The sequence below is a fragment of the Bacillus sp. ISL-75 genome (assembly GCF_018613095.1).
Window position 1 is genome coordinate 1 of the sequence record NZ_JAGGQX010000041.1, and the last position, 20,942, is coordinate 20,942.

The 20,942-nt window shown below is 41.2% G+C and carries 26 protein-coding genes; 19 read left to right on the forward strand and 7 right to left on the reverse strand.

Features of this window, described 5'->3' with window-relative positions:
- Positions 1 to 433 precede the first annotated feature (433 nt).
- Positions 434 to 1,708 (reverse strand): IS110 family RNA-guided transposase, encoded by a 1,275-nt coding sequence (locus J7E63_RS17265; RefSeq protein WP_215014602.1) that lies wholly within the window; start codon positions 1,706 to 1,708, stop codon positions 434 to 436.
- A gap of 104 nt (positions 1,709 to 1,812) precedes the next feature.
- Here J7E63_RS17265 and J7E63_RS17270 point away from each other — a divergent pair, with 104 nt between their 5' ends.
- Together J7E63_RS17270 and J7E63_RS17275 are read left to right on the forward strand one after the other, a co-directional pair.
- Positions 1,813 to 2,604, forward strand: a complete 792-nt coding sequence (locus tag J7E63_RS17270; RefSeq protein ID WP_215014604.1) for a hypothetical protein — start codon at positions 1,813 to 1,815, stop codon at positions 2,602 to 2,604.
- 213 nt (positions 2,605 to 2,817) lie between these two features.
- Entirely contained in the window at positions 2,818 to 3,786 is a 969-nt protein-coding gene (locus tag J7E63_RS17275) for a bile acid:sodium symporter family protein (RefSeq protein ID WP_215014606.1), read from the forward strand.
- An 80-nt stretch (positions 3,787 to 3,866) separates the two neighbouring features.
- Here the strand turns inward: J7E63_RS17275 and J7E63_RS17280 are convergent, their stop codons facing one another.
- From J7E63_RS17280 to J7E63_RS17295, 4 genes are all read right to left on the reverse strand, one after another.
- Positions 3,867 to 4,079 carry a hypothetical protein gene (locus J7E63_RS17280; RefSeq protein WP_215002755.1) on the reverse strand — a complete coding sequence of 71 codons (213 nt, stop codon included), beginning with the start codon at positions 4,077 to 4,079 and terminating at the stop codon, positions 3,867 to 3,869.
- A 98-nt stretch (positions 4,080 to 4,177) separates the two neighbouring features.
- The gene (locus tag J7E63_RS17285; protein ID WP_168242104.1) at positions 4,178 to 4,345 is read right to left on the reverse strand and encodes a hypothetical protein; all 168 of its coding nucleotides are present in this window, start codon (positions 4,343 to 4,345) and stop codon (positions 4,178 to 4,180) included.
- Between the two features lie 67 nt (positions 4,346 to 4,412).
- Positions 4,413 to 6,149, reverse strand: a complete 1,737-nt coding sequence (gene ade / locus J7E63_RS17290) for an adenine deaminase (protein ID WP_215014608.1) — start codon at positions 6,147 to 6,149, stop codon at positions 4,413 to 4,415.
- Positions 6,150 to 6,173: 24 nt separating this feature from the next.
- Complete coding sequence (locus tag J7E63_RS17295) at positions 6,174 to 6,644, reverse strand: nucleoside deaminase (RefSeq protein WP_088085680.1); 471 nt, start codon at positions 6,642 to 6,644, stop codon at positions 6,174 to 6,176.
- 400 nt (positions 6,645 to 7,044) lie between these two features.
- Between J7E63_RS17295 and J7E63_RS17300 the strand changes: the two genes are divergently transcribed.
- The 17 genes from J7E63_RS17300 (at position 7,045) to J7E63_RS17380 (ending at position 19,892) form a co-directional block, all read left to right on the forward strand.
- Positions 7,045 to 7,689 carry an NTP transferase domain-containing protein gene (locus J7E63_RS17300; RefSeq protein WP_215014610.1) on the forward strand — a complete coding sequence of 215 codons (645 nt, stop codon included), beginning with the start codon at positions 7,045 to 7,047 and terminating at the stop codon, positions 7,687 to 7,689.
- A gap of 67 nt (positions 7,690 to 7,756) precedes the next feature.
- Positions 7,757 to 8,272: a 2-oxo-4-hydroxy-4-carboxy-5-ureidoimidazoline decarboxylase gene (uraD, locus tag J7E63_RS17305; RefSeq protein WP_215014612.1), complete on the forward strand. Its 516-nt coding sequence runs from the start codon at positions 7,757 to 7,759 to the stop codon at positions 8,270 to 8,272.
- Positions 8,273 to 8,286: 14 nt separating this feature from the next.
- Complete coding sequence (gene pucL, locus J7E63_RS17310; protein WP_215014614.1) at positions 8,287 to 9,240, forward strand: factor-independent urate hydroxylase; 954 nt, start codon at positions 8,287 to 8,289, stop codon at positions 9,238 to 9,240.
- Positions 9,237 to 9,596, forward strand: a complete 360-nt coding sequence (gene uraH, locus J7E63_RS17315) for a hydroxyisourate hydrolase (RefSeq protein ID WP_215014622.1) — start codon at positions 9,237 to 9,239, stop codon at positions 9,594 to 9,596. Before pucL ends, uraH begins: the two co-directional genes overlap by 4 nt.
- Positions 9,597 to 9,609: 13 nt before the next feature.
- Positions 9,610 to 10,968 (forward strand): allantoinase AllB, encoded by a 1,359-nt coding sequence (allB, locus tag J7E63_RS17320; RefSeq protein WP_215014624.1) that lies wholly within the window; start codon positions 9,610 to 9,612, stop codon positions 10,966 to 10,968.
- A 29-nt stretch (positions 10,969 to 10,997) separates the two neighbouring features.
- Entirely contained in the window at positions 10,998 to 12,251 is a 1,254-nt protein-coding gene (locus J7E63_RS17325) for an ArgE/DapE family deacylase (protein ID WP_215014625.1), read from the forward strand.
- A 3-nt stretch (positions 12,252 to 12,254) separates the two neighbouring features.
- The gene (locus tag J7E63_RS17330) at positions 12,255 to 12,557 is read left to right on the forward strand and encodes an urease subunit gamma (protein ID WP_215014626.1); all 303 of its coding nucleotides are present in this window, start codon (positions 12,255 to 12,257) and stop codon (positions 12,555 to 12,557) included.
- 220 nt (positions 12,558 to 12,777) lie between these two features.
- A complete protein-coding gene (locus J7E63_RS17335; RefSeq protein ID WP_215014627.1) occupies positions 12,778 to 13,107 on the forward strand; it encodes an urease subunit beta in 330 nt (109 codons plus the stop codon).
- On the forward strand, positions 13,104 to 14,816 hold the full coding sequence (gene ureC, locus J7E63_RS17340) for an urease subunit alpha (protein ID WP_215014628.1): 1,713 nt from the start codon (positions 13,104 to 13,106) through the stop codon (positions 14,814 to 14,816). Before J7E63_RS17335 ends, ureC begins: the two co-directional genes overlap by 4 nt.
- A gap of 10 nt (positions 14,817 to 14,826) precedes the next feature.
- The gene (gene ureE / locus J7E63_RS17345; RefSeq protein WP_214715200.1) at positions 14,827 to 15,273 is read left to right on the forward strand and encodes an urease accessory protein UreE; all 447 of its coding nucleotides are present in this window, start codon (positions 14,827 to 14,829) and stop codon (positions 15,271 to 15,273) included.
- A 7-nt stretch (positions 15,274 to 15,280) separates the two neighbouring features.
- Positions 15,281 to 15,952, forward strand: coding sequence for an urease accessory protein UreF (locus J7E63_RS17350; protein ID WP_308161470.1), 672 nt, complete (start codon positions 15,281 to 15,283; stop codon positions 15,950 to 15,952).
- A 24-nt stretch (positions 15,953 to 15,976) separates the two neighbouring features.
- Entirely contained in the window at positions 15,977 to 16,588 is a 612-nt protein-coding gene (ureG, locus tag J7E63_RS17355) for an urease accessory protein UreG (protein ID WP_214715202.1), read from the forward strand.
- On the forward strand, positions 16,589 to 17,407 hold the full coding sequence (locus J7E63_RS17360) for an urease accessory protein UreD (RefSeq protein ID WP_215014629.1): 819 nt from the start codon (positions 16,589 to 16,591) through the stop codon (positions 17,405 to 17,407).
- A gap of 119 nt (positions 17,408 to 17,526) precedes the next feature.
- On the forward strand, positions 17,527 to 17,985 hold the full coding sequence (locus J7E63_RS17365; protein WP_215014630.1) for an SRPBCC family protein: 459 nt from the start codon (positions 17,527 to 17,529) through the stop codon (positions 17,983 to 17,985).
- A 98-nt stretch (positions 17,986 to 18,083) separates the two neighbouring features.
- Positions 18,084 to 19,019, forward strand: coding sequence for a dipeptidase (locus tag J7E63_RS17370; protein ID WP_215014631.1), 936 nt, complete (start codon positions 18,084 to 18,086; stop codon positions 19,017 to 19,019).
- Positions 19,020 to 19,154: 135 nt separating this feature from the next.
- Positions 19,155 to 19,385 carry an excisionase family DNA-binding protein gene (locus tag J7E63_RS17375; protein WP_088085696.1) on the forward strand — a complete coding sequence of 77 codons (231 nt, stop codon included), beginning with the start codon at positions 19,155 to 19,157 and terminating at the stop codon, positions 19,383 to 19,385.
- A gap of 132 nt (positions 19,386 to 19,517) precedes the next feature.
- On the forward strand, positions 19,518 to 19,892 hold the full coding sequence (locus tag J7E63_RS17380; protein WP_251033594.1) for a DUF488 domain-containing protein: 375 nt from the start codon (positions 19,518 to 19,520) through the stop codon (positions 19,890 to 19,892).
- Between the two features lie 72 nt (positions 19,893 to 19,964).
- Here the strand turns inward: J7E63_RS17380 and J7E63_RS29700 are convergent, their stop codons facing one another.
- Positions 19,965 to 20,081: a DUF2179 domain-containing protein gene (locus J7E63_RS29700; RefSeq protein WP_374193750.1), complete on the reverse strand. Its 117-nt coding sequence runs from the start codon at positions 20,079 to 20,081 to the stop codon at positions 19,965 to 19,967.
- 128 nt (positions 20,082 to 20,209) lie between these two features.
- Entirely contained in the window at positions 20,210 to 20,857 is a 648-nt protein-coding gene (trhA, locus tag J7E63_RS17390; RefSeq protein ID WP_215014635.1) for a PAQR family membrane homeostasis protein TrhA, read from the reverse strand.
- Positions 20,858 to 20,942 lie beyond the last annotated feature (85 nt).

Consider the following 20,942-nt stretch of genomic DNA (forward strand, 5'->3'; position numbering starts at 1 on the left):
GGCGTTTATTTTTTATTGAACTCCCTCAGTTTGATACGAATATCTCTTAAATGCTCACTTATTCGCAGGATTTCATAACCCTTGTAATTGGATTTACGGGTAATTGAAATGAGTTCAGATCATTTGGCTTCGTGAAGGCATAGTTAAATAAAGGAGTCAGCTACCACTCCATATTTTTCCATATAATGTACATCTCCACGCCGCCCCTGGAGGCTTTCCCTCCCATGTCTCAACGGGTCAATCGCCCTCTCATTCCTTCGTCATGTCTGTCCAAGGGGTGGAGGCCAGTTATGCTAACCTGATGGGTCACAGTGCCCTTTTGTTCTATAAACCTGGTACTCCGTACATATTTGAAATCCTACGAATAAGACAACATTCAAAAATTAAAGTTAACTGTTTTATATGATGATTATATATTACTAATGATTTATTTCTATGCTGCTAAAGGGATTAATACTTGAAGTTTACTTGGACAGTAAGACTCGTTTCGCCGTGCTATTCCTACAAAAATCCTTGCTAGTTTTCCTATCAGTTTCATGATTGATTTCACTTTCTTTATCTTTTTAACCTTCACATTATGGGAATGGACTGCTTTAAATTCAGGGTTATTCATCACAAGGCTCATCGTTGCTAAGTAGAGGAAGCGTCGGAGTCTTGATCTTCCACGCTTCGAAATGACGATCTGACCTTTCCATTTGCCTGAACTTGCTTCAGCTAGATGTAATCCTGCATGACGTAATAGAGAGTTTCCGTGGGAGAATCCACTTAAATCTCCTGACTCACCTAGTATCCCAGCTAATGAAATTTCACTGATTCCTTTAATCGTAAGTAGTTTTTTTGCAAATGGTATTTTATTGAGAACTTCTTTAACTTGTTGTTCAACTCTTTCGAGTTGTATTACAGCGAGGTCATATTCTTCTAATAATTGTTCTAGATGGAATTTATAAGCATCAAGTGCTTGCCCAGTTCCAATAGAAGATTTTGCTAGATTGATCAGCAATTGAGCTTTTTTAGGTCCTGGTTGTCTTTTCATTAATGACTTCCATCCCCTCTGGACATCTAGTGACTCCATTGAAGATATTTCATCTGGAGTTGGAAATAAACGAAGGGTTGCGATTGAACCTTTGCACGAAACATCGTTAAACACTTGTCGTAACTCTGGAAAGACAACATCCACCCATCGATTTATTTGATTTATAGACATGACGAGACGTTTTACAATCACATCACGGTTAGACATTAGAACTCTAAGTTTCTCAAATGATTCTGAGGAAGGGCGGATAAAGGAATAGTATCCGTTTTTGACCATATCTGCGATGACGAGTGCATCTTTTTTATCACTCTTAGATTGGGTATTATCACGATTCTCTTTATTCCTTTTTACTAAGTGAGGATTGACTGTTACTACCTCAATGTTTTGGTTGTATAACCATTTTGATAGGTTAATCCAGTAATGGCCTGTAGGCTCCATACCTACTATTGCTGCATTTAAGTGTTTTAATTTTTTTAAGTCTTGAATCCAGTTTAATAGTTTAACGAACCCCTCTTCATTATTTTCAAATATAAGAGGATCTCCAACTACAATTCCACGGAAGTTAACTGCTCTTGCAACGTGTAGTTGTTGAGCAATATCAACACCAACAATAAGATGTGTATCGGAAATTCTTTCAATTAGTTGATTTTGTTTGTCTTGCATTTTAAAATTCATATTAGGGCTTCCTCCTTAAGACTCTGAGTTAGATTGGACTCTATACTCGTATCTTACTGAGGGGCTCTATTTTTTTCAAACCTGATATTTAACGATCTACAGGAATGCTGACTGGGAGGCTAAACAAGTTTGAACAATCTGTTCGAGAAATAATATTATCCGTAAATACAAGTCAGACTACTTCCTTGTCCGTGGAAGAAGAAAAGGAGAGGGAAGGAAGATTACTACGTTTAGTGGAACGACGTCTATCGGAAAAATTAGCTACTCATATTAAAAAGCAAGAAATGATGCAAGAAAAAGTAATGTCGTTGGAAAGTCTAATTTTGAAACTAATAGAACGAGAAAACCATCAATTCAACGGCTTCTCTAAGGAAGAGAGAATTAATCAATCGATATTAGAAGGAATAGCAGCAATCGGCTCACCCTGTGATGGGGACGAGCTGGAAGAAGTAGATGTTGAATCATTTGATTCACATATCAAAATGAGAGTCCTTGCGTTGGAAAGTAATTATTTACTAGTTAATGAAGTACAAGCTGGGCTACTTAAAGGAGTGGATAATCTTATTGAAAAATGTAATGAGTTAACAAAGAAAATGGTGGAAACAGAAGATGCGACTAGGCAGCAAGATTCCATTTGTAACACATTATATATAGATAAGCTTTATTTAGATAAATATGAGCAAAACAACAACTTTGCCCAGCTTGGCATTAATCATCTGAGTGGTGCCCTAAACATTGGTGCTACATACGGAAGAGATGTTGTACCAAAGAAAATAACTGAGCAAGTAAAAGAGGACCTAGCAAAAATGAAGACTGTAAAAGAGGAAATGGAAAAAAATCAAACTAGTGCAGAAAAACAGACAGATTCCCAAAATAATGAGTCATCACTCACGTAAATTCCATACCACCTGAGGAAGATATACCATATACTGACATTGTTATAGAGGACGACCCTTCCCTTGGAGAAAATCCTTTTTAAATTTGAAAAACTAATAAAAAAGGCGTATTTGGATATTTTTAGGTTCTCGAAATTCTTGAGCTCCAAGCTGAATAAATGTGGTATTCTTGATAATGGAGTATACACAATTTAAGTGTTTGGGGAGAGGCTTATGCTGCAAAAGATAAATAAACAACTAGAAAGAATCATGCCATTAATTACCCCGGTTGGTGTATTGACTGGAGTATTGTTTAGTGTCCATCTAAAGGATTTTTCATATTTAATTCCTTGGATTTTTGCTTTTATGACCTTCGCTGGGAGTTTAAGTTCCAATTTCCATTCTCTAAAAGAGGTGATCGTTCATCCGTTTCCAATTTTTATTGCAATGGCAATCCTTCATGTCCTCATGCCAATTTGGGCCTGGGGTGTAGGTCATGTCGCCTTTTCTGGTGATGATTACACGATTACCGGACTTGTCTTGGGAATGGTCATTCCAACAGGAGTGACAAGCTTTATGTGGGTAGCCATTTACAAAGGAAACATTCCATTGGTCTTGTCGATCATTTTAATTGATACCTTGCTTTCACCAATCATTGTTCCATATTCGCTATCGTTATTTATAGGTGAAAAAATTGAAATGGACTTTATCAGTATAATGAAAGGTCTATTGGGAATGGTGGTCATTCCTTCCTTGATTGGGATGTACTTAAACCAAGTTACAAAGGGGAAAATTAAAAACCAATTAGGGACACGTCTTGCTCCTTTTTCGAAAATTAGCCTTGGATTTGTGGTCATGCTTAATGGGGCAGTAGTCGCACCCTATTTAAGAAATCCTAATTTTAAACTTGTAAGTATTACCTTAATGGTCTTCTTGATTGCGCTGTCTGGTTACTTGTTTTCATTTTTAATTGGTCGATTTTTTAATGGTGGACGAGACAACGTCATATCACTGACATTCACTGGCGGGATGAGAAATATCAGTGCTGGGGCAGTTATAGCTATTACTTACTTCCCAGCTGCAGTTGCGGTACCAGTAGTGGTTGGGATGTTATTTCAGCAAATACTCGCCTCGTTAAATGGGCATTTTCTCAATCGTTACTATAATAAAAATGTGGAAAAGCAAGAATCGGTTGCAATGTAAAAGGATGTTTAAAAAAGAAATCCCCTCGGAATTATTTGCGAGGGGATGTTTTTATGAGGGAATTCCCTCAAAAGAGCCGATTACTTTGTTGCATACTTGATAATTCCGGATAAATAAACGGAGCAGTCTCGTTGGACAACTTCTCTCATTTTTATTTTTCCGTCTTGTACTAATTCTCTAACCAAGCCTTCAATAAGCTTTTCATCTTCTTTAACAGCCTTTGGAATCTCAATTGAAAATAAATTACTCCGACTGGCGTAGTGTAGATTTTTTAATAATTCAGCTTTATTCATTGGACAACCCCTTTACCTTATCTTCGACATTTGGGGGTATTTCTCCTTTGAATTTAAAAGATAATTTCCAATGACAATGAACTCAGCAAAAAAATAGCTTAATCTTTTGTTAGTTCTTCTTCAAAGAAAAAGGTATTTGGATGTTCATTGACAATGTAAGAGTACCTTTTCATGTTTTTTACATATTGAGATTTATTGATTGTTACTGATTCACCCGAAGAACGAATATTTACTTCATCACCCTCATTAAATATACTTTTCTTCATTTTCCCATCCTTTCAAACCAGGGTGTCTTCTTCTATCCAGCACCTTTGCTGGATATTTTATTATTTCCTAAGCATCGAGATCTATATGCTCAAACTTACTAATCTGGAACAAACCCTTATCAGTTAACTTTAGTTCCGGTATGACAGGAAGTGATAAAAACGAAATCGTTAAAAATGGGTTGAAGTGGTCGTGTGCACCTAGTTTTTTGAGGGCAAGATTTATCTCATTTAGACTGGAATAAACCTCTTGATACGGGCGATCTGACATTAACCCTGCGATGGAAAGTCGTAATGAGGCAATCACTTCGCCTTGATTGACAACAACGAGACCCCCTTGGATATCTTTGATCGCTTTGGCAGCAACTACCATATCCAAATCGGTTGTTCCGGCAATAATAAGATTATGGGAATCGTGAGCAATGGTGGTTGCAATCGCACCTGATTTTAGACCTAAACCTTTGACAATCCCTAAACCTATTTGATTTTTCATATGATGACGCTCAATCACGGCCAGCTTTAATTGGTCATTTATGATAGAGGGTTGAAATATCCCTGAATCACTAGCATTAACTTTTTCAATAATATGACGCGTTACAAGACTATTGGGAATAATTTCAATAATATTTGCTTTTTTCGTATTTAATGGAATTTGGAAATGATTTTCCGTTAATTCATGGAAACGAACAGAATTTCTTAACCGGTCTGTTTCAACCAAGGAATTGTCCTGTGATTCAATAATAAGCCGTCCATTCTCGACAACGGCAATTCCATCTTTATAAACGGTTGTAATAGTAATGTTCTCAAGGTCATCAAACAGGAAGAAATCCGCTTTGTATCCAGGTGCAATCGCACCCTTAGCCTCCAGCCCAAAGCATTCTGCTGCATTAATGGTTGCCATTTGAATGGCTGTTATGGAAGATATACCTGAGGCGATAGCCAGCCTTACGTTGTGATCGATGCTGCCATCATGGATGAGGTCGTCTAAATGCTTATCATCCGTTACAAATAAACATCTTCTTGCATTTCGCTCATTGACGATGGGAATCAATTGTTGTAAGTCTTTTGCCACCGTACCTTCGCGAATCATTAGGTACATACCTCTTCTGAGACGTTCTTTTGCTTCTATTGCTGTTGTACTTTCGTGATCTGTTCGAATGCCTGCTGCCAAATACACATTCAAATCATTGGCCGATAGCCCCGCCGCATGACCGTCAATTTTTTTGCCAGTTTGTTTTGCTGTTAGGATTTTTTCAAGCATGTCGTCCTCAGCCTTTAGAACTGCTGGGAAATTCATGACTTCAGCTAAACCTAAGACTCTTGGCTGCTGATAAAAGGGTTTTAGATCTTTTGCATTAAGAGTAGCGCCGGAATTTTCAAATTCGGTCGCAGGAACACATGAAGGAAGCATGAAGAAAAAGTCAAACGGTAAGTTTTCAGAGGAATCAAGCATGTATTGTATCCCCTCAGCGCCTAATACGTTGGCAATTTCATGTGGGTCTGCAATGATGGTAGTTACCCCGTGCGGAAGAAGAACCTTTGCAAATTCATTTGGTGTGACCATAGAGGACTCAATATGAACATGACCATCGATAAAAGCAGGGGATAAATAACGGCCATTTGCATCGATCACCCTATTCCCCTCATAATCACCTATACCCGCAAAGTATCCATCAACAATCGCAAGGTCTCCTTCGATAATTTCTCCATTAAAAACATCGATAATTTTCCCATTTTTAATGACCGTATCCGCTGGCTCTCTTTTAGATGCTACAGAGATTCGTCTCTTTAACTGTTTTCCCTCCATAGGACAACATCCTTTACTGTCATATTAATACTCTACTTTATCTTGTGAATTCTCCCATGTTCTAAACGGAATATCTCCATCTGGTGGAAAAATCTTTTTCATAGGTATTTTTCGATATTCGATGGGGAGGGAGAGTTGATCATAAATAAATTGATCATCAAACCCTATTTTCGCTGCATCTTGTTTGGTGCAAGCATAATAAACAGCCTTGGGGCGTGCCCAATAAATGGCGCCGATGCACATCGGACAAGGTTCACAGCTGGTATAGATTTCACAATCGTTCAGCTGAAAGTCGTTTAAATTCCGGCAGGCATCGCGAATGGCTTGCACTTCGGCATGTGCAGTGGGATCGTTTGTCCCGGTTACTTCATTTCGGCCGATTCCAATGACCTTTCCGTCCTTGACGACGACCGCTCCAAATGGTCCCCCTTGCTTCGTCAAAACATTATTTAGCGCTAGTTCAATTGCCTTTTCCATAAAGTGAGAATCTGTCATACAACCTCTCCATTCCAGTTAATTAATTTAAAATACATTATTCTACATGATGCTTACAATTGCTCAATTGTTGTAGGTATATCTAACATATTTTTTTATAAAATAGCTCTGGTTACTTGCCTGTTGATTTCCGCTCCAATCAACAATTTTTCTATGTTAGATTATATGACATTAGTGTAGATACTATTTCCCCTTTTGGATATTATGGTGAAAAAAGATGACATAAGCTTTGTTAGTAATGTTCGTCTATCTACTGAAAATCTACCCAGTATCAGAAAATTGAAAAAGAACCTGGGTGTATTTTGGGAGGTCTATCAATATATATAGTGTTAGGTAACTTGGAGTGAATAGGGGGTCAAGATGGAAGGGATTCAAAAAAGGCATCAAAAGGTGGTTTCTCTTGAAGGATAACGACGGAGTCATCGCAGTCTATCTTGCGGCGGGTAAGAGCCGCCGGATGGGGGTTAATAAGCTGGCACTCCCTTGGGGGCAGAAAACAGTTGGTAATTCAGCCTTAGAAAAGGCAGTGAATTCCAAACTGGACTATACGATTGTGGTGACAAGGGATGAGGATACGCTCAAATGGATTGACGGCACCCTTTTCGGGAGTCCCCTCCGAGAACGCTGGAAAGCTTTGAGATGCCGTGATGCTGATAAAGGGCAGGCACATTCCTTGCAATGTGGATTGCTTGCAGCCATGGAAATGGAACCCAAAGGAATCATGATCCTTCTCGCTGATCAACCGCTCTTACCAGTAGAAATCATCAATGATTTGGTTAAACGATACCTCAAGATACATCAAGAGAATAAAGAGGTTCCGTTTATCGCCGCTAGTTTTCAGGGGATTCCTAGACCCCCCATTATTTTTTCGCCAAAGGTGGTTCCTGATTTACAGAAACTAGAGGGGGATGAAGGGGCACGGCAGCTTATTAAAAAGGAAAAATTAACTGGCATTCTAGTTAATTATGAGAACGGTTGGGACTTTTTTGACGTCGATACCAAAGAAGAATATGACCGGCTGAAAGGGTGGAGGCACGAGTGGTGAAGAGAGGCAAGTTGTCTGTTTCTCCTGAAATCCTGCTGAAATCAGTTAGTTTGGGAGAGATGAAACCATGGATGTAAAGGAGAATAATCAAGGCTCTATAGAGGAAATAAATCAAATGAATAAAGAGGAATTTGTGAGTACAGTAGGCTGGGTGTTTGAGCACTCCACGTGGGTGGCTGAGAAGGCATGGGAGAGTATGCCCTTTCAATCTCGTGAGGAACTCTTACAAACAATGGTGACGGTTGTGAAAAATGCAGAAGCAGCCTTGCAATTGGCCCTGCTTCGTGCCCATCCGGATCTGGGTACTAGATTAAAAATATCAGAAGTTTCGCAAAAGGAGCAAGCTGGAGTAGGTCTTGATCGGCTCTCGAAAAATGAACATAGTGAGTTTGTTTCACTCAATCAGAGGTATGTCGACCAATTTGATTTTCCTTTTATTATGGCAGTGAAGGGCCAAAGCAAGGAAACAATTCTTGCAGCGATGAAAGAACGTGTGGGCAATACCTATGAACAAGAATACCCGACAGCCTTGGATGAGGTCTATAAAATTGCAGGGTTCCGCTTAAATGATGTTATTCAATAAAGGGGGATGATGATATGCAAAGAACGATGCGCTACGGAAAAGCAGATGTTTGGGTTTATCGCACCTACGCAGCCCCATTAACAGGAGTCCGTCCGATTCCTGAATCAGCCTTTAAGGGTCGCAGCAATATTCTGTTTGGAATGAATGTTAGGGTGGCAGTAGAAGGCGAAGCCTTCTTATCGTCGTTTAAAGATGGGGATAATACATTAGTTGTGGCAACGGATTCGATGAAAAATTTTATTCTAAAACATGCTGGCGATTATGAAGGTTCAACACAAGAAGGATTCCTAGAATTTGTCGCCCGCCGTTTCCTTGAAACGTATCCTCATATGAGTGCTGTCGATATCTCTAGCGAACAAATCCCATTTGACGAGCTCCCAGTACCAACGAAAGATAGTTTTGAACCGAGTCCATTCGTATTCCGCTATTCATTGAATGAACAATCGTTGGCTCAAGTTGAAGTGAAACGCACTGGAGAAAAGATCATCACAGCCGATCATCTCAGCAGTTTGAAGGGACTAAAGCTTTTAAAGGTACGTGGCAGCTCCTTTTATGGATTTGTGAAGGATGAATATACGACACTGCCAGAATCCTATGACCGGCCACTATTTATCTTTTTGAATATTGGGTGGCGCTATAACGATTTCGATGCTGCAAAGGGCAGAACCACAGATGGGTATGTCGCAGCAGAGCAAGTTAGGGATATTGCTTATACTGTTTTCCATGAAGAGAATTCTCCCTCCATTCAAAATCTTATCTACCGCATTGGTCTTCGTATATTAGAGCGTTTTCCACAGTTAGTGGAGGTTCGCTTTGAATCCAATAACCGGACCTGGGAAACCGTTTTAGACGAAATTACTGCCTCACAAGAAGGGAAAGTTTTTACCGAACCGCGTCCTCCGTATGGTTTTCAATGTTTTTCCATGACACGTGAAGATTTAGAAAATCCAGGGGAATCACCGAAATGACTGGAAAGGTAACTACCCATGTCCTTGATTTAAGTATGGGAAAACCGGCAAGTGGCGTCCTGGTGGAATTATGGCAAGTTGATCCAGACAACAAATTTGAATTCATTCAAATCAGCTATACGAATGAAGATGGCCGGGTCAATCAACCTCTCCTCGAAGGGGCATCCATGAAAAAGGGAGTCTATGAAATTCATTTTCATGTTGGAGATTATTTTCGGAATCGCGGCACTTTACTTGGAGATCCTTCGTTCTTAGATTGTGTTCCCGTTCGCTTTGGCATTTCTGAACCCGCCTCCCACTATCATGTCCCATTGTTGATTTCACCTGGTGGGTACAGTACGTATCGCGGGAGTTAAGGAGGGTCATAAGATGAAAGAACTTTGGGTGAAGAATGGGCTTGTTTTTACCGAGGAAGGCTTTCGAGAGGTAAACATTCGAGTCCTTGATGAGAGGATTGACTCCCTCGTAAAAAGTGAAGGAGAACCATTGAAAGAGGAAACGGATACGATTATTGATGCAAGCGGCTGTCTAGTGGTTCCTGGCTTTATTGATGCCCATGTCCATTTCAATGACCCAGGAAGAACGGATTGGGAAGGAATCGAGACAGGAAGCCGAGCTGCAGCTATCGGCGGAACCACTACCATTTTTGATATGCCACTGAATTGTGCACCTTCTGTTACTACTGTTAAGAATTTACTAGATAAAAAAGAGTATTTAACCTCTATGTCTCATGTCGATTATGCTCTCTGGGGTGGAATGACAGACACGAACCTCGCTTACCGGCAAGAACTCTCTCTCATGAGTGAGGGGATTATTGCATGGAAAGCATTTATGAGTGAGAGTGGGATTGAAGATTTCCGCTTTGTCTCGCCAGATGGATTGAAACAAGCCATGCAGGCTGCAAAGGAGCATAAGAAGATTCTCGCCCTCCATGCAGAATGGAATGAAGAGATTAATAAATTTACAGCTTTTTATAAACATAGGGCCGGAATCAATGAACGAAAGGCCTTTCTCGCGAGCAGGCCCGTATCAGCGGAAGAGAAAGCGGTTAGTTATGCCTTAGAGCTTGCTGCTAAATACGGAACAGCCCTTCATTTTGTTCATATTAGTTCGGCGAAGGTAATCGGGCTCATCGAGCAGGCCAAAAAAAGCGGTGTAGATGTCACGGTGGAAACCTGTCCGCATTATTTAATTTTTGATGAAGAGGATTTTATTGAAAATGGTGCCATCCTCAAATGTGCGCCGCCGCTAAGAGCGCGCGAAGAGGTAGAGGGACTGTGGGACTGCATTCAGAAAGGATGGATTGACACGATTGGATCTGATCATTCCCCGTGTCTTTATTCGATGAAAGCAACGGATTCCATCTGGGATGCATGGGGAGGGATTCAAGGGGTTCAATTTACATGGCTTTCACTGCTTGATGAGGTCCTTAAACGGAGAATCAATCTTAAACAAATTTTACCATTAGGGACGTCGAATGTGGCTGAACGGTTTGGAATAGGAGACCGTAAAGGGCGAATTCGTCCCGGCTTAGATGCTGACCTTGTTTTGATACGTTTAGATGAATCAACGATTGCTGATAAACAATCATTGGCTTTTCGAAATGCCTATTCACCATACGAAAATAGAGAGTTTTTACTTAAGGTGAAGAAAACGATTTTACGAGGAAAGGTCATTTATGATGATAAATCCGGGGTGATCCAGGAGAAAGTTGGTGTTTGCCTGTAAGTGGACACGCAGCAAAAAGGAGGAGTTTTATGAATCAGGATAAGGAAAGTTTGGTCCAGTGGATTGAGGAGCACCAAGCAGAAATGATTGATTTTTTAAAAAAAATAGTGCAAGTTCCTTCAGATAACCCCGCTGGTAATTGTTACCCTATTGCTGCTTTCTTACACCACCAGCTTCAAGAACTTGGCTTTGTGGATGTATCTCTATTAGAGGTTGATGAAGAGGAAGTCAAAGCTGCTGGAATGATTAGTTTGGCCAATGTCCTTAGCAGCACCGAGTTTGGGAACGGGGAAGGAACAAATATTGTCTTAAATGCACATGGTGATGTGGTGCCCCCTGGGTTAGGCTGGAGTGTTGACCCATACGGAGGGGAGATCATTAATGGAAAGATGTATGGACGGGGCGTGGCAGTTTCCAAATCTGATATTGCTGCCTATTCATACGCCGTTTTAGCCTTGAAAAAAGTCAAAATCAGTAACCCTCTGCACGGTAAAGTTGACCTTGCTTTTACTTTTGATGAAGAAACAGGCGGAGAATTAGGACCAAAAAGGCTGCTTGATCAAGGGAATATCAGTCCTGACCAGGCGATTGCAGCCGGCTTTACCTATTCGGCAGTTAATGCCCATAACGGCTGTTTACATTTTGAAGTGAAAACAACAGGGAAGTCTGCCCATGCCGCCCTGCCACATACAGGAATTGATGCGCTTGAGGCGACGACAAAGATTTTAAATGGTTTATACGAATATCGGCAGACTCTCGCGTCCAATAAATCTACTGTGCCTGGGATTGACCACCCAACCTTGGTTGTCGGTCTCATTTCGGGAGGAATTAACACAAATGTTGTACCTGATGAATGTACAATAAGGGTTGACCGAAGATTGATTCCAGGAGAAGACGGGGACCAAGCGGAAGTGGAATTTAGAAAAGTTGTGGAAGAAGCGGTCAAGACGACCCAAGGAATAAAAATAGAAATTCGAAAAATACTTCATGCAGAAAGCTTCGGGCCTGTTCCGGAAGACTCACCACTGATTTTAGCATTATCCACGAACTGGCAGTCCATTATGAAAGGGAAAGGTGATTTAGCGATAAACGGAGTACCGATCTATGCAGATGCCCGTCATTTTTATGAAAAAGGCATCCCAACAATCATGTTTGGTGTTGGTCCCAAATTGCTGGAAGAGGCTAATGGGCACCGGGCTGATGAAAATATCCGTGTAGATGATCTGGTGGATGCCACAAAGATTATTGCCTGTACACTTTATGATTTACTAGGGGGGAGGTAAGGGATGAAATTAACCCAGCGGGAGCAGGAAAAATTAATGATTGTCATTGCAGCAGACTTGGCCAGGCGCCGAAAGGAACGGGGACTAAAATTAAATTATCCTGAAGCGATTGCCCTCATCACCTACGAAATTATGGAGGGGGCAAGAGATGGGAAATCGGTGGCTGAATTGATGAGTGAGGGGACCAAAATATTATCAAGCGAAGATGTGATGGAAGGGATCCCGGAAATGATTCACGATATCCAAGTAGAGGCAACATTTCCAGATGGAACCAAGCTTGTTACCGTACATGAGCCGATTCGCTAGCGTTAATTTTACGAATAGAAAAGTTATTTTTACAAAAAGAGGATTTATTTTACGAAAAGAGCAGTTATTTTTACGAAAAGAGGATTTATTTTACGAAAATGAGAGGTAATTTTACGATAATTGTAAAACAACTTCCAATGGAGGATGTCCATTTCCCAAAGTAAATAAACAACTCTGAAAATCAAAGAAACTATCAATTAAACCTAGTGGGAGCGAAAAAATGATACCAGGAGAATATCGATTAAGACAAGAGCCGATTAACTGCAACCAGGGTAGGAAGGCTTCTAAAGTTATGGTGCTCAATCAAGGTGACCGGCCAATTCAAATCGGGTCCCATTTTCATTTTTACGAAGTGAATTCCGCACTAAAATTTGAACGAGACCAAGCATTTGGCAGGCACCTAAATATTCCTGCCGGTACCGCTGTCCGGTTTGAACCAGGGGATGCGAAAGAAGTAGAACTCGTTCCCTTCGCCGGTCAGCGTGAAGTCTATGGGCTAAATAATAAAACCGATGGCCCATTGGACCAAGGAGAGGGGAATCCGTTATGAGCTTTCGAATGTCGAGAAAGCAATATGCAGACATGTTTGGTCCTACAACGGGTGATGCCATCAGGCTAGCGGACACTGATTTATTTATCGAAATAGAAAAGGATTTTACCGTTTATGGTGATGAGGTCAAATTTGGCGGTGGAAAAGTAATCCGTGACGGGATGGGACAGCATCCGCTTGCTACACGAGCAGATGGGGCACTTGATGCTGTCATAACCAATGCTATTATTCTAGATTATAGCGGGATTTATAAGGCGGACATTGGAATTCGTGATGGCCGAATCGCTGGGATTGGAAAAAGTGGAAATCCTCTTTTAATGGAAGCGGTAGACATGATCATTGGGGCTTCAACGGAAGTCATTGCTGGAGAAGGCATGATTGTAACAGCTGGCGGCATTGATGCCCATATCCATTTTATAAGCCCGCAGCAAATCGAAACCGCCCTTTCATCTGGGATTACAACCATGATTGGCGGCGGCACTGGTCCGGCAACCGGAACAAATGCAACCACTTGTACACCGGGAGAATGGAATATTCACCGAATGTTAGAAGCTGCTGAAGAATTCCCAATGAATCTTGGATTCTTAGGAAAGGGGAATTCGTCCGCTGAAGAACCGTTAATTGAACAAATCAATGCCGGCGTGATTGGACTTAAACTGCATGAAGACTGGGGAACGACCGCATCAGCCATTGACCACTGCCTCAGGGTAGCGGACAAGTATGATGTCCAAGTTGCCATTCACACCGATACATTAAATGAAGGCGGTTTTGTAGAAGATACTTTGGCAGCCATTAATGGCCGAGTTATCCATACCTATCATACAGAAGGGGCCGGCGGCGGTCATGCTCCCGATATTATTAAGGTCGCAAGTTTCCCGTATATCCTGCCGTCATCTACCAATCCAACACGGCCTTATACAAAAAATACCTTAGATGAACACTTAGATATGCTAATGGTTTGTCATCACTTAGACCCGGACGTACCTGAGGACATTGCCTTTGCTGATTCACGCATCAGAAAAGAAACGATTGCAGCGGAAGATATTCTCCACGACATGGGCGTATTCAGCATGATAAGTTCAGATTCACAAGCGATGGGCAGAGTCGGCGAAGTGATTACTCGTACCTGGCAAACCGCCGATAAAATGCGAAAGCAACGAGGCAAGTTGCCTGAAGACACAGGAGTCGGAGATAACTCCCGAGTAAAGCGATACATTGCCAAATATACGATTAATCCGGCAATTACGCACGGTATTGCTGAGGAGGTTGGTTCGGTGGAAGTGGGGAAATTGGCGGATCTCGTCATTTGGGAACCTGCATTCTTTGGCGTTAAACCAGAGATCGTCATTAAAGGTGGAATGATTGCCCACAGTTTAATGGGAGATCCGAATGCCTCCATTCCTACTCCGCAGCCAGTTCTGTACCGTCCAATGTTTGCTTCCTTCGGAAAAGCCAAGTACAGCACCTCGATTACTTTCATGTCAAAAGCAGCCATTGAACTTGGTGTACCTGAAAAGCTTGGACTAAAAAAACAAATCAAACCAGTACAGGGAATTCGCCAACTATCAAAAACAGATATGAAGCTCAATGCGGAAATGCCAACAATTGTAGTCGATCCACAAACCTATGAAGTTATTGTGGATGGTGAGCTAGTGACCTGTGAACCAGCAGAAGTATTACCGATGGCACAGCGTTATTTCTTATTTTAGGAGGAAAATCATGATTATTGAACAAATCGTGGGAAATGTAGATGAAATCGCAGCCTCTGGCCGACACATCGAAAGAGTATATTTAGCCAGTGATGACTTAGTGAAGCGAATTCAGCGGGTGACAACGGACCACGGTAAAGAGATTGGCATCCGGCTGAAAGAACCAAAAGACCTGATTGATGGCGATGTATTATTCATGGATGACCGAAATATGATCGTTGTCAGTGTCACGAGGGACGACTTGCTGGTAATTCATCCGACAAGCTTTAAGCAAATGGGGGAAATTGCGCATCAGTTGGGTAACCGACACTTGCCTGCACAATTTGAAGGCCAGGTGATGCTCGTCCAATATGATTATCTTGTTGAAGAACTGCTGAAACAATTAGAGATTCCATACGCAAGGGAAGATAGAAAAGTGAAAAAGGCATTCCGGCATATCGGTCACTCCCATGGATAATCAACTCTTGTCCTTATTGCAAATAGGGGATTCCAATTTTCCGTCCGGAGCTTTTTCACATTCATTTGGATTGGAAACTTACATCCAGGAAGAAATCGTCTATAGTAAGGAAACCTTTTTTGAATGGATTCGAATTTACTTGGAAAAACAAATCGCCTATACCGATGGACTTGCCTGCCGTCTAACCTTTGACGCCTTACTTAAAGATGATATCGAAGGGCTATGGGTGCTCGATCAAAAATTGTTTGTCCAGAATATTCCTAAAGAAGCACGAGAGGCAAACCGGAGGATTGGGGAAAGATTGATTCGGATGGGAATTGATTTATATTCGATACCATTATTAGAAGAATACCTAAAAAAGATACGTGCCAAGGAGGCGTATGGTCATCCTGGAATTGCTTTTTCGATTATCTGCCAGTACTTAGGAATCGAGAAAAGACAAGGAATACTGACTTTCCTGTATTCAAGTATGGTGACCCTTATTCAGAATGGTGTAAGAGGGATACCACTAGGGCAAACAGCCGGTCAACGTATTCTTTTAGAATTACACCCTTATTTACAAAAGACTACAGAGATAATTGAAGGAATGGATGCTGATGACTTTGGAGCTGTGGCTCCTGGAATTGAAATTTCACAAATGCGACACGAGAGATTACATACCCGTTTGTTTATGTCCTAAAAAATGATGAAAGAAGGGGTAACGATGGAACCGATACGTATAGGAGTTGGCGGACCAGTTGGAGCAGGGAAGACGTTGCTTGTGGAGCGATTAACGAGACACCTCAAAGATGAATATAACATGGCGGTCGTAACCAATGACATTTACACCAAGGAAGATGCACAATTTTTAATAAAAAATAGTGTACTTTCAGAGGATCGAATTATTGGTGTGGAAACAGGAGGATGCCCGCATACGGCGATCCGGGAAGACGCATCCATGAATTTCGCTGCCATTGATGAGCTAAAGGAGAAACATCCGAATCTATCACTTATTTTTGTCGAGAGCGGCGGCGATAACCTAGCTGCCACCTTTAGTCCCGAACTCGTAGACTTTTCTATTTATATTATTGATGTAGCCCAAGGGGAAAAAATTCCGCGTAAAGGTGGCCAAGGGATGATTAAATCTGATCTGTTTATCATCAACAAAATTGATTTAGCCCCATATGTAGGAGCAAGCTTAGAAGTCATGGAGTCAGATACAAAGCTGGCAAGAGGCAAGAAGCCATATATCTTTACAAACTTAAAAGAGGATGTTGGTGTAAACGAGGTTATTGAGTGGCTCAAGTTAAATGCGCTATTGGAAGGATTAGGGTAGGTGGAACAGCGGACCGGATATTTGAGACTAACGGGTGCAAGGAAAGGTAAGAAAACGATTTTAAAAGAATCCTACTCAGAGGGTGCATTAAAAATAACTAGACCTGTTTACCTAACAGGAGGCGGCGAAGCCTATCTTTATGTGATGAATCCAGGTGGGGGATACATTGATGGTGATTCCTACCAAACGGTCATCTTATTGGAGGAGAATGCTGAGGTAGTTGTTACCACCCAATCCTCTACTAAAATATATAAAACACGAACCTCTCCGGCTTTTCAGGAAATGGACATACATTTGAAAAGCGGAAGTGTTTTAGAATATCTGCCAGATCCAGTCATTGCTTACCAGCATGCTCGTTTCAAGCAGCGTACGGTCATTCGAATGGAACAAAACTCTTCCCTTATTTGCACAGATATTTTTACTCCAGGTTGGGCTCCTGATGGGACACTTTTTAGATATGACTTACTCCAAGCAAAAATGGAAATTTATATGGATGGCAAACTTATTTTATTTGATCATGTAAAACTTCAACCTGACAATGATCTTAAAGGGATTGGCATGATGGAAGGGTTTTCTCATTTTGGGACGATGATTGTTATTGATCATCGTATCAATCCTGCTTTAGTAGAAGAGTTGCAAGAAATTCTCGATACTTTCCTTGATGTTAGAATTGGTATTTCGATACTAGCCGTATCAGGGTTTGCGCTAAGGGTATTGGCGAATACCACACAGGTTATAGAAAAAGTCTTACATGTCTGTCATGAAATCATTAGGATCAAAGTATTGGAAAAAGAACCTGTATTTCTAAGAAAATATTAATCGGCTGATGTATCATCCATCGCCGATTTTTTCTTGTCTATACTGGAATAATTGTAGTTAGGTTTTTCATTGAAGTATAATGAGAGTATCTATAATGCCTATATTTGAGGAGGAATGAAATGAGTAAGCTTTTTGTTGACCAAACGATTGAAATCAATGCTCCAGCGTCCAATGTATGGGATGTTCTTACGGTCAGTGAGTATAATAACCGTTGGGCGACGGAATTTTCAAGCGGCGGACCACAGTTTCAACTCGAATCCACTTGGGAGCTTGGAAGTCCTGTCCTATGGAAAGGCGAGGATGGGACCGTAATTGTCGAAGGGAATGTGACGGCTCTCGAGAAGAATAAACTCCTTCGGTTTACTGTATTTGATGTTCGGAGCGAGGAAAAGGCACTTGCCACGGAAGAAGACGGAATCACCTTCCAATTGTCTGAGGATAATGGAAAGACGACACTACATATTTTACAAGGGGATTTCTCAGTGATGCCGGAAGGGAAGAAATACCGCGATTTAAGTGCAGAAATTTGGGACAAGGTACTCCCAATGGTCAAAGAAATGGCGGAATCGACTAACTAGATTTTTATGAAAAACTTAAATTTATGTTGGGCTAGGTAAATGATTCTCCTAGCCTTATTTTGTTGTGTTAAAATTTTTATAAAAAGGAGACTTGCTAAATGAATATCATTGACTTACATTGTGATGCCCTAATGAAACTCCAAGAAGCGCATGGTACGTTACGATTTGCTGATGCGCCGGAGTTACAAACTAGTAAAACACGCCTCCAGCAGGGCCAAATCAAAGTCCAGTGTTTTGCGATATTTATTGAACCCGAAATAAAGGGGGACCAGAAATTTCAGGTTGTCCTTGAGCAAATCGATTATTTTTACAAGGAAGTGCTTGGAAAAAATCCAGACATGGTCCATATCAAAGAATGGTCGGATTTTGATCGCTTAAAGATCGGTCAGATCGGCGCAATGTTAACGCTTGAAGGCGTGGATCCAATTGGCAACGATTTATCGAAGCTCCATATTCTCTATCAACTAGGTGTCCGTTCCGTTGGTTTGACATGGAACCAAGCCAATCTTGCCGCTGATGGCGCTGGTGAACCGCGCGGCGCGGGGCTGACGCTGTTCGGAAAAGAAATTGTCGAGTTTAATAACGAGCATCAAATCCTGACCGATGTTTCTCACTTAAGCGACAAAGGGATTTGGGAAGTCATTGAATTAGCCAAGTATCCGATTGCGAGCCACTCGAATGCTCGAGCACTTTGCAACCATCTGCGAAACCTCACAGATGAACAGGCAACGGCGATGTTTGCTAAAGGCGGGTTGATTCATGTTGTTTACAATCCACCTTTTGTAAAAGAATTTGGAGAAGTGACGGTTCCAGACCTTGTTAAACATATTGATCACTTTTGCTCATTGGGCGGCGTCAAACAAATTGGATTCGGTTCGGATTTTGATGGAATTTCGACCTTTATCACTAATTTGGAGGATGCCTCTAAAAGTCAAAATCTTATTAATGAACTATTAAAATATTATAGTGAAGAAGTGGTCCGCGGATTTGCCTATCAAAACTTTCTTGACCATCGGCCAGGGATGATCCGATGAAGAATCAACTTTTTACAGCGGCGAGGAAGCATCTGAGGAAAAGATCCTCAATTCATTGTCACAAGCAGTCAATACAATGGGAAAAGCAGGCCGTGTTGTCCAACAAATCAATTTATTAAAAGAGGAGTAATCATATTGTACATTACTATAAAAGAGACAGCAGAATATTTATCGGTTCCTGAGGCAACTGTCAAAAGCCTCATCCAACAAAAGAAAATCCGCGCCCTATTTGACGGGGAAGAATACCTAATCTACAAAGAACAATTCAGCACCCACCTAAAACAAATGGAAAAATACAAACAACTAATCGAAGAAATCCTGAACGAACCCATTCCAGAAAGTATCGACGTAAAAGACGAAGATTAACTGGGTCGCATTTGATACCATTTCAATTTTGGTGCCTTCAATTTTGGTGCCTGACACCATTCGTGGACAAATCTATGTATTTGTCCATACCGGGTGGACATGAAAACTGATATATGAATGAGGTGAATTATTTTGTCTAATCTTTTTATGAAGAGGATCTATGAGCCCTATGAGGAAATGGATGGCTGCCGAATCTTAATTGACCGCTTATGGCCGAGGGGGATTTCGAAAGAAGCCGCGAAGCTTTCGTATTGGTTTAAAGATCTAGCTCCAAGCAACGAATTGAGGAAATGGTTCTGTCATAAACCTGAGCTATTTGAAGAATTCCGCATTAGATACCTAGAGGAGCTTCACATGGACGAACAAAAGCGGGAATATATCCGGCAAATCATTGAAATGGAAGCTAAGGGCCCAGTAACACTCCTCTATGGAGCAAAGGACCCGGTCCATAATCACGCACTGGTATTGATGGAGGAACTTGGTAGATTAATTGGGATAGAACGATGAAGTAGGAGGTACCTCGAGCGTATGATGCCCTTCAACCAAAAAAAATTAAGTTCCATGGGCATCAGCCCCTCTTTAATCCCTTCGGAAGCGCCCCATTACCTCCATCGTTTGCATGATATTCACAAAAGCTTTTTGATCCACCGTTCTAATCGTGTGTTTTGTTTCATTTAATTCGTATATGGTGATCACCGTGGTTACCCCTCCAATGATGGAAGAAAGAAGAATATCATTGCTAATCGGATGAATCGGAATAAATTTCATACTGAATGATAAAACAAAAACGCCATCAAAAGAGGGCGTTTCAAATGCACCAAAAATTAAATGACATATAGGAACACGGTTAAAAAATGCGCCACACTTCCTAGTAAAATGAAAATATGGAAAATCTCATGGAAGCCCATGTACTTTGACTGCAAGAACTTAGGTTTTGCACCGTAGATCACCCCGCCAATCGTATAAAAAATTCCCCCGAGGATGAGCAAAAATAAACCAATCGGGTTTAAGCTTCCAGTTAGCGGCGAGAATACAAACACAATCATCCAACCCATCGCTAAATACAAGGAGGTAGAAATCCAGCGAGGGCAATTAAACCAGACCATTTTAAAAACAACCCCGCTAATTGCAATTCCTGCAATAATTGAAAATAGAATCGCACCTATTTTTCCGTTCAAACTGATAAAGCAAAAAGGAGTATACGTACCTGCGATTAAAATGAAAATCATCGAATGATCCAGCCGTCGTAAAAAGGCAATTACTTGATCGTGAGCAATCACCATGTGATAGGTGGCCGATGCCGAGTAAAGCAGAATCATACTAACGCCGAAAATAATGACCGCAGTAATTGCAGACGGTGAACTTGTCGTCGCAGCCGCCTTGATAACCATCGCAAGGAGCCCGACAAAGGCTAAAACTGCTCCGGCTAAATGGGTTAGTCCGTTGATAGGTTCGCGAATGTAATTGTTCATTTTATATGCCTCCCAGCACATCATGTAGTTTTAATAACTACTTATAATAATACTTATATATCCACACCTAGTCAATGGATATATC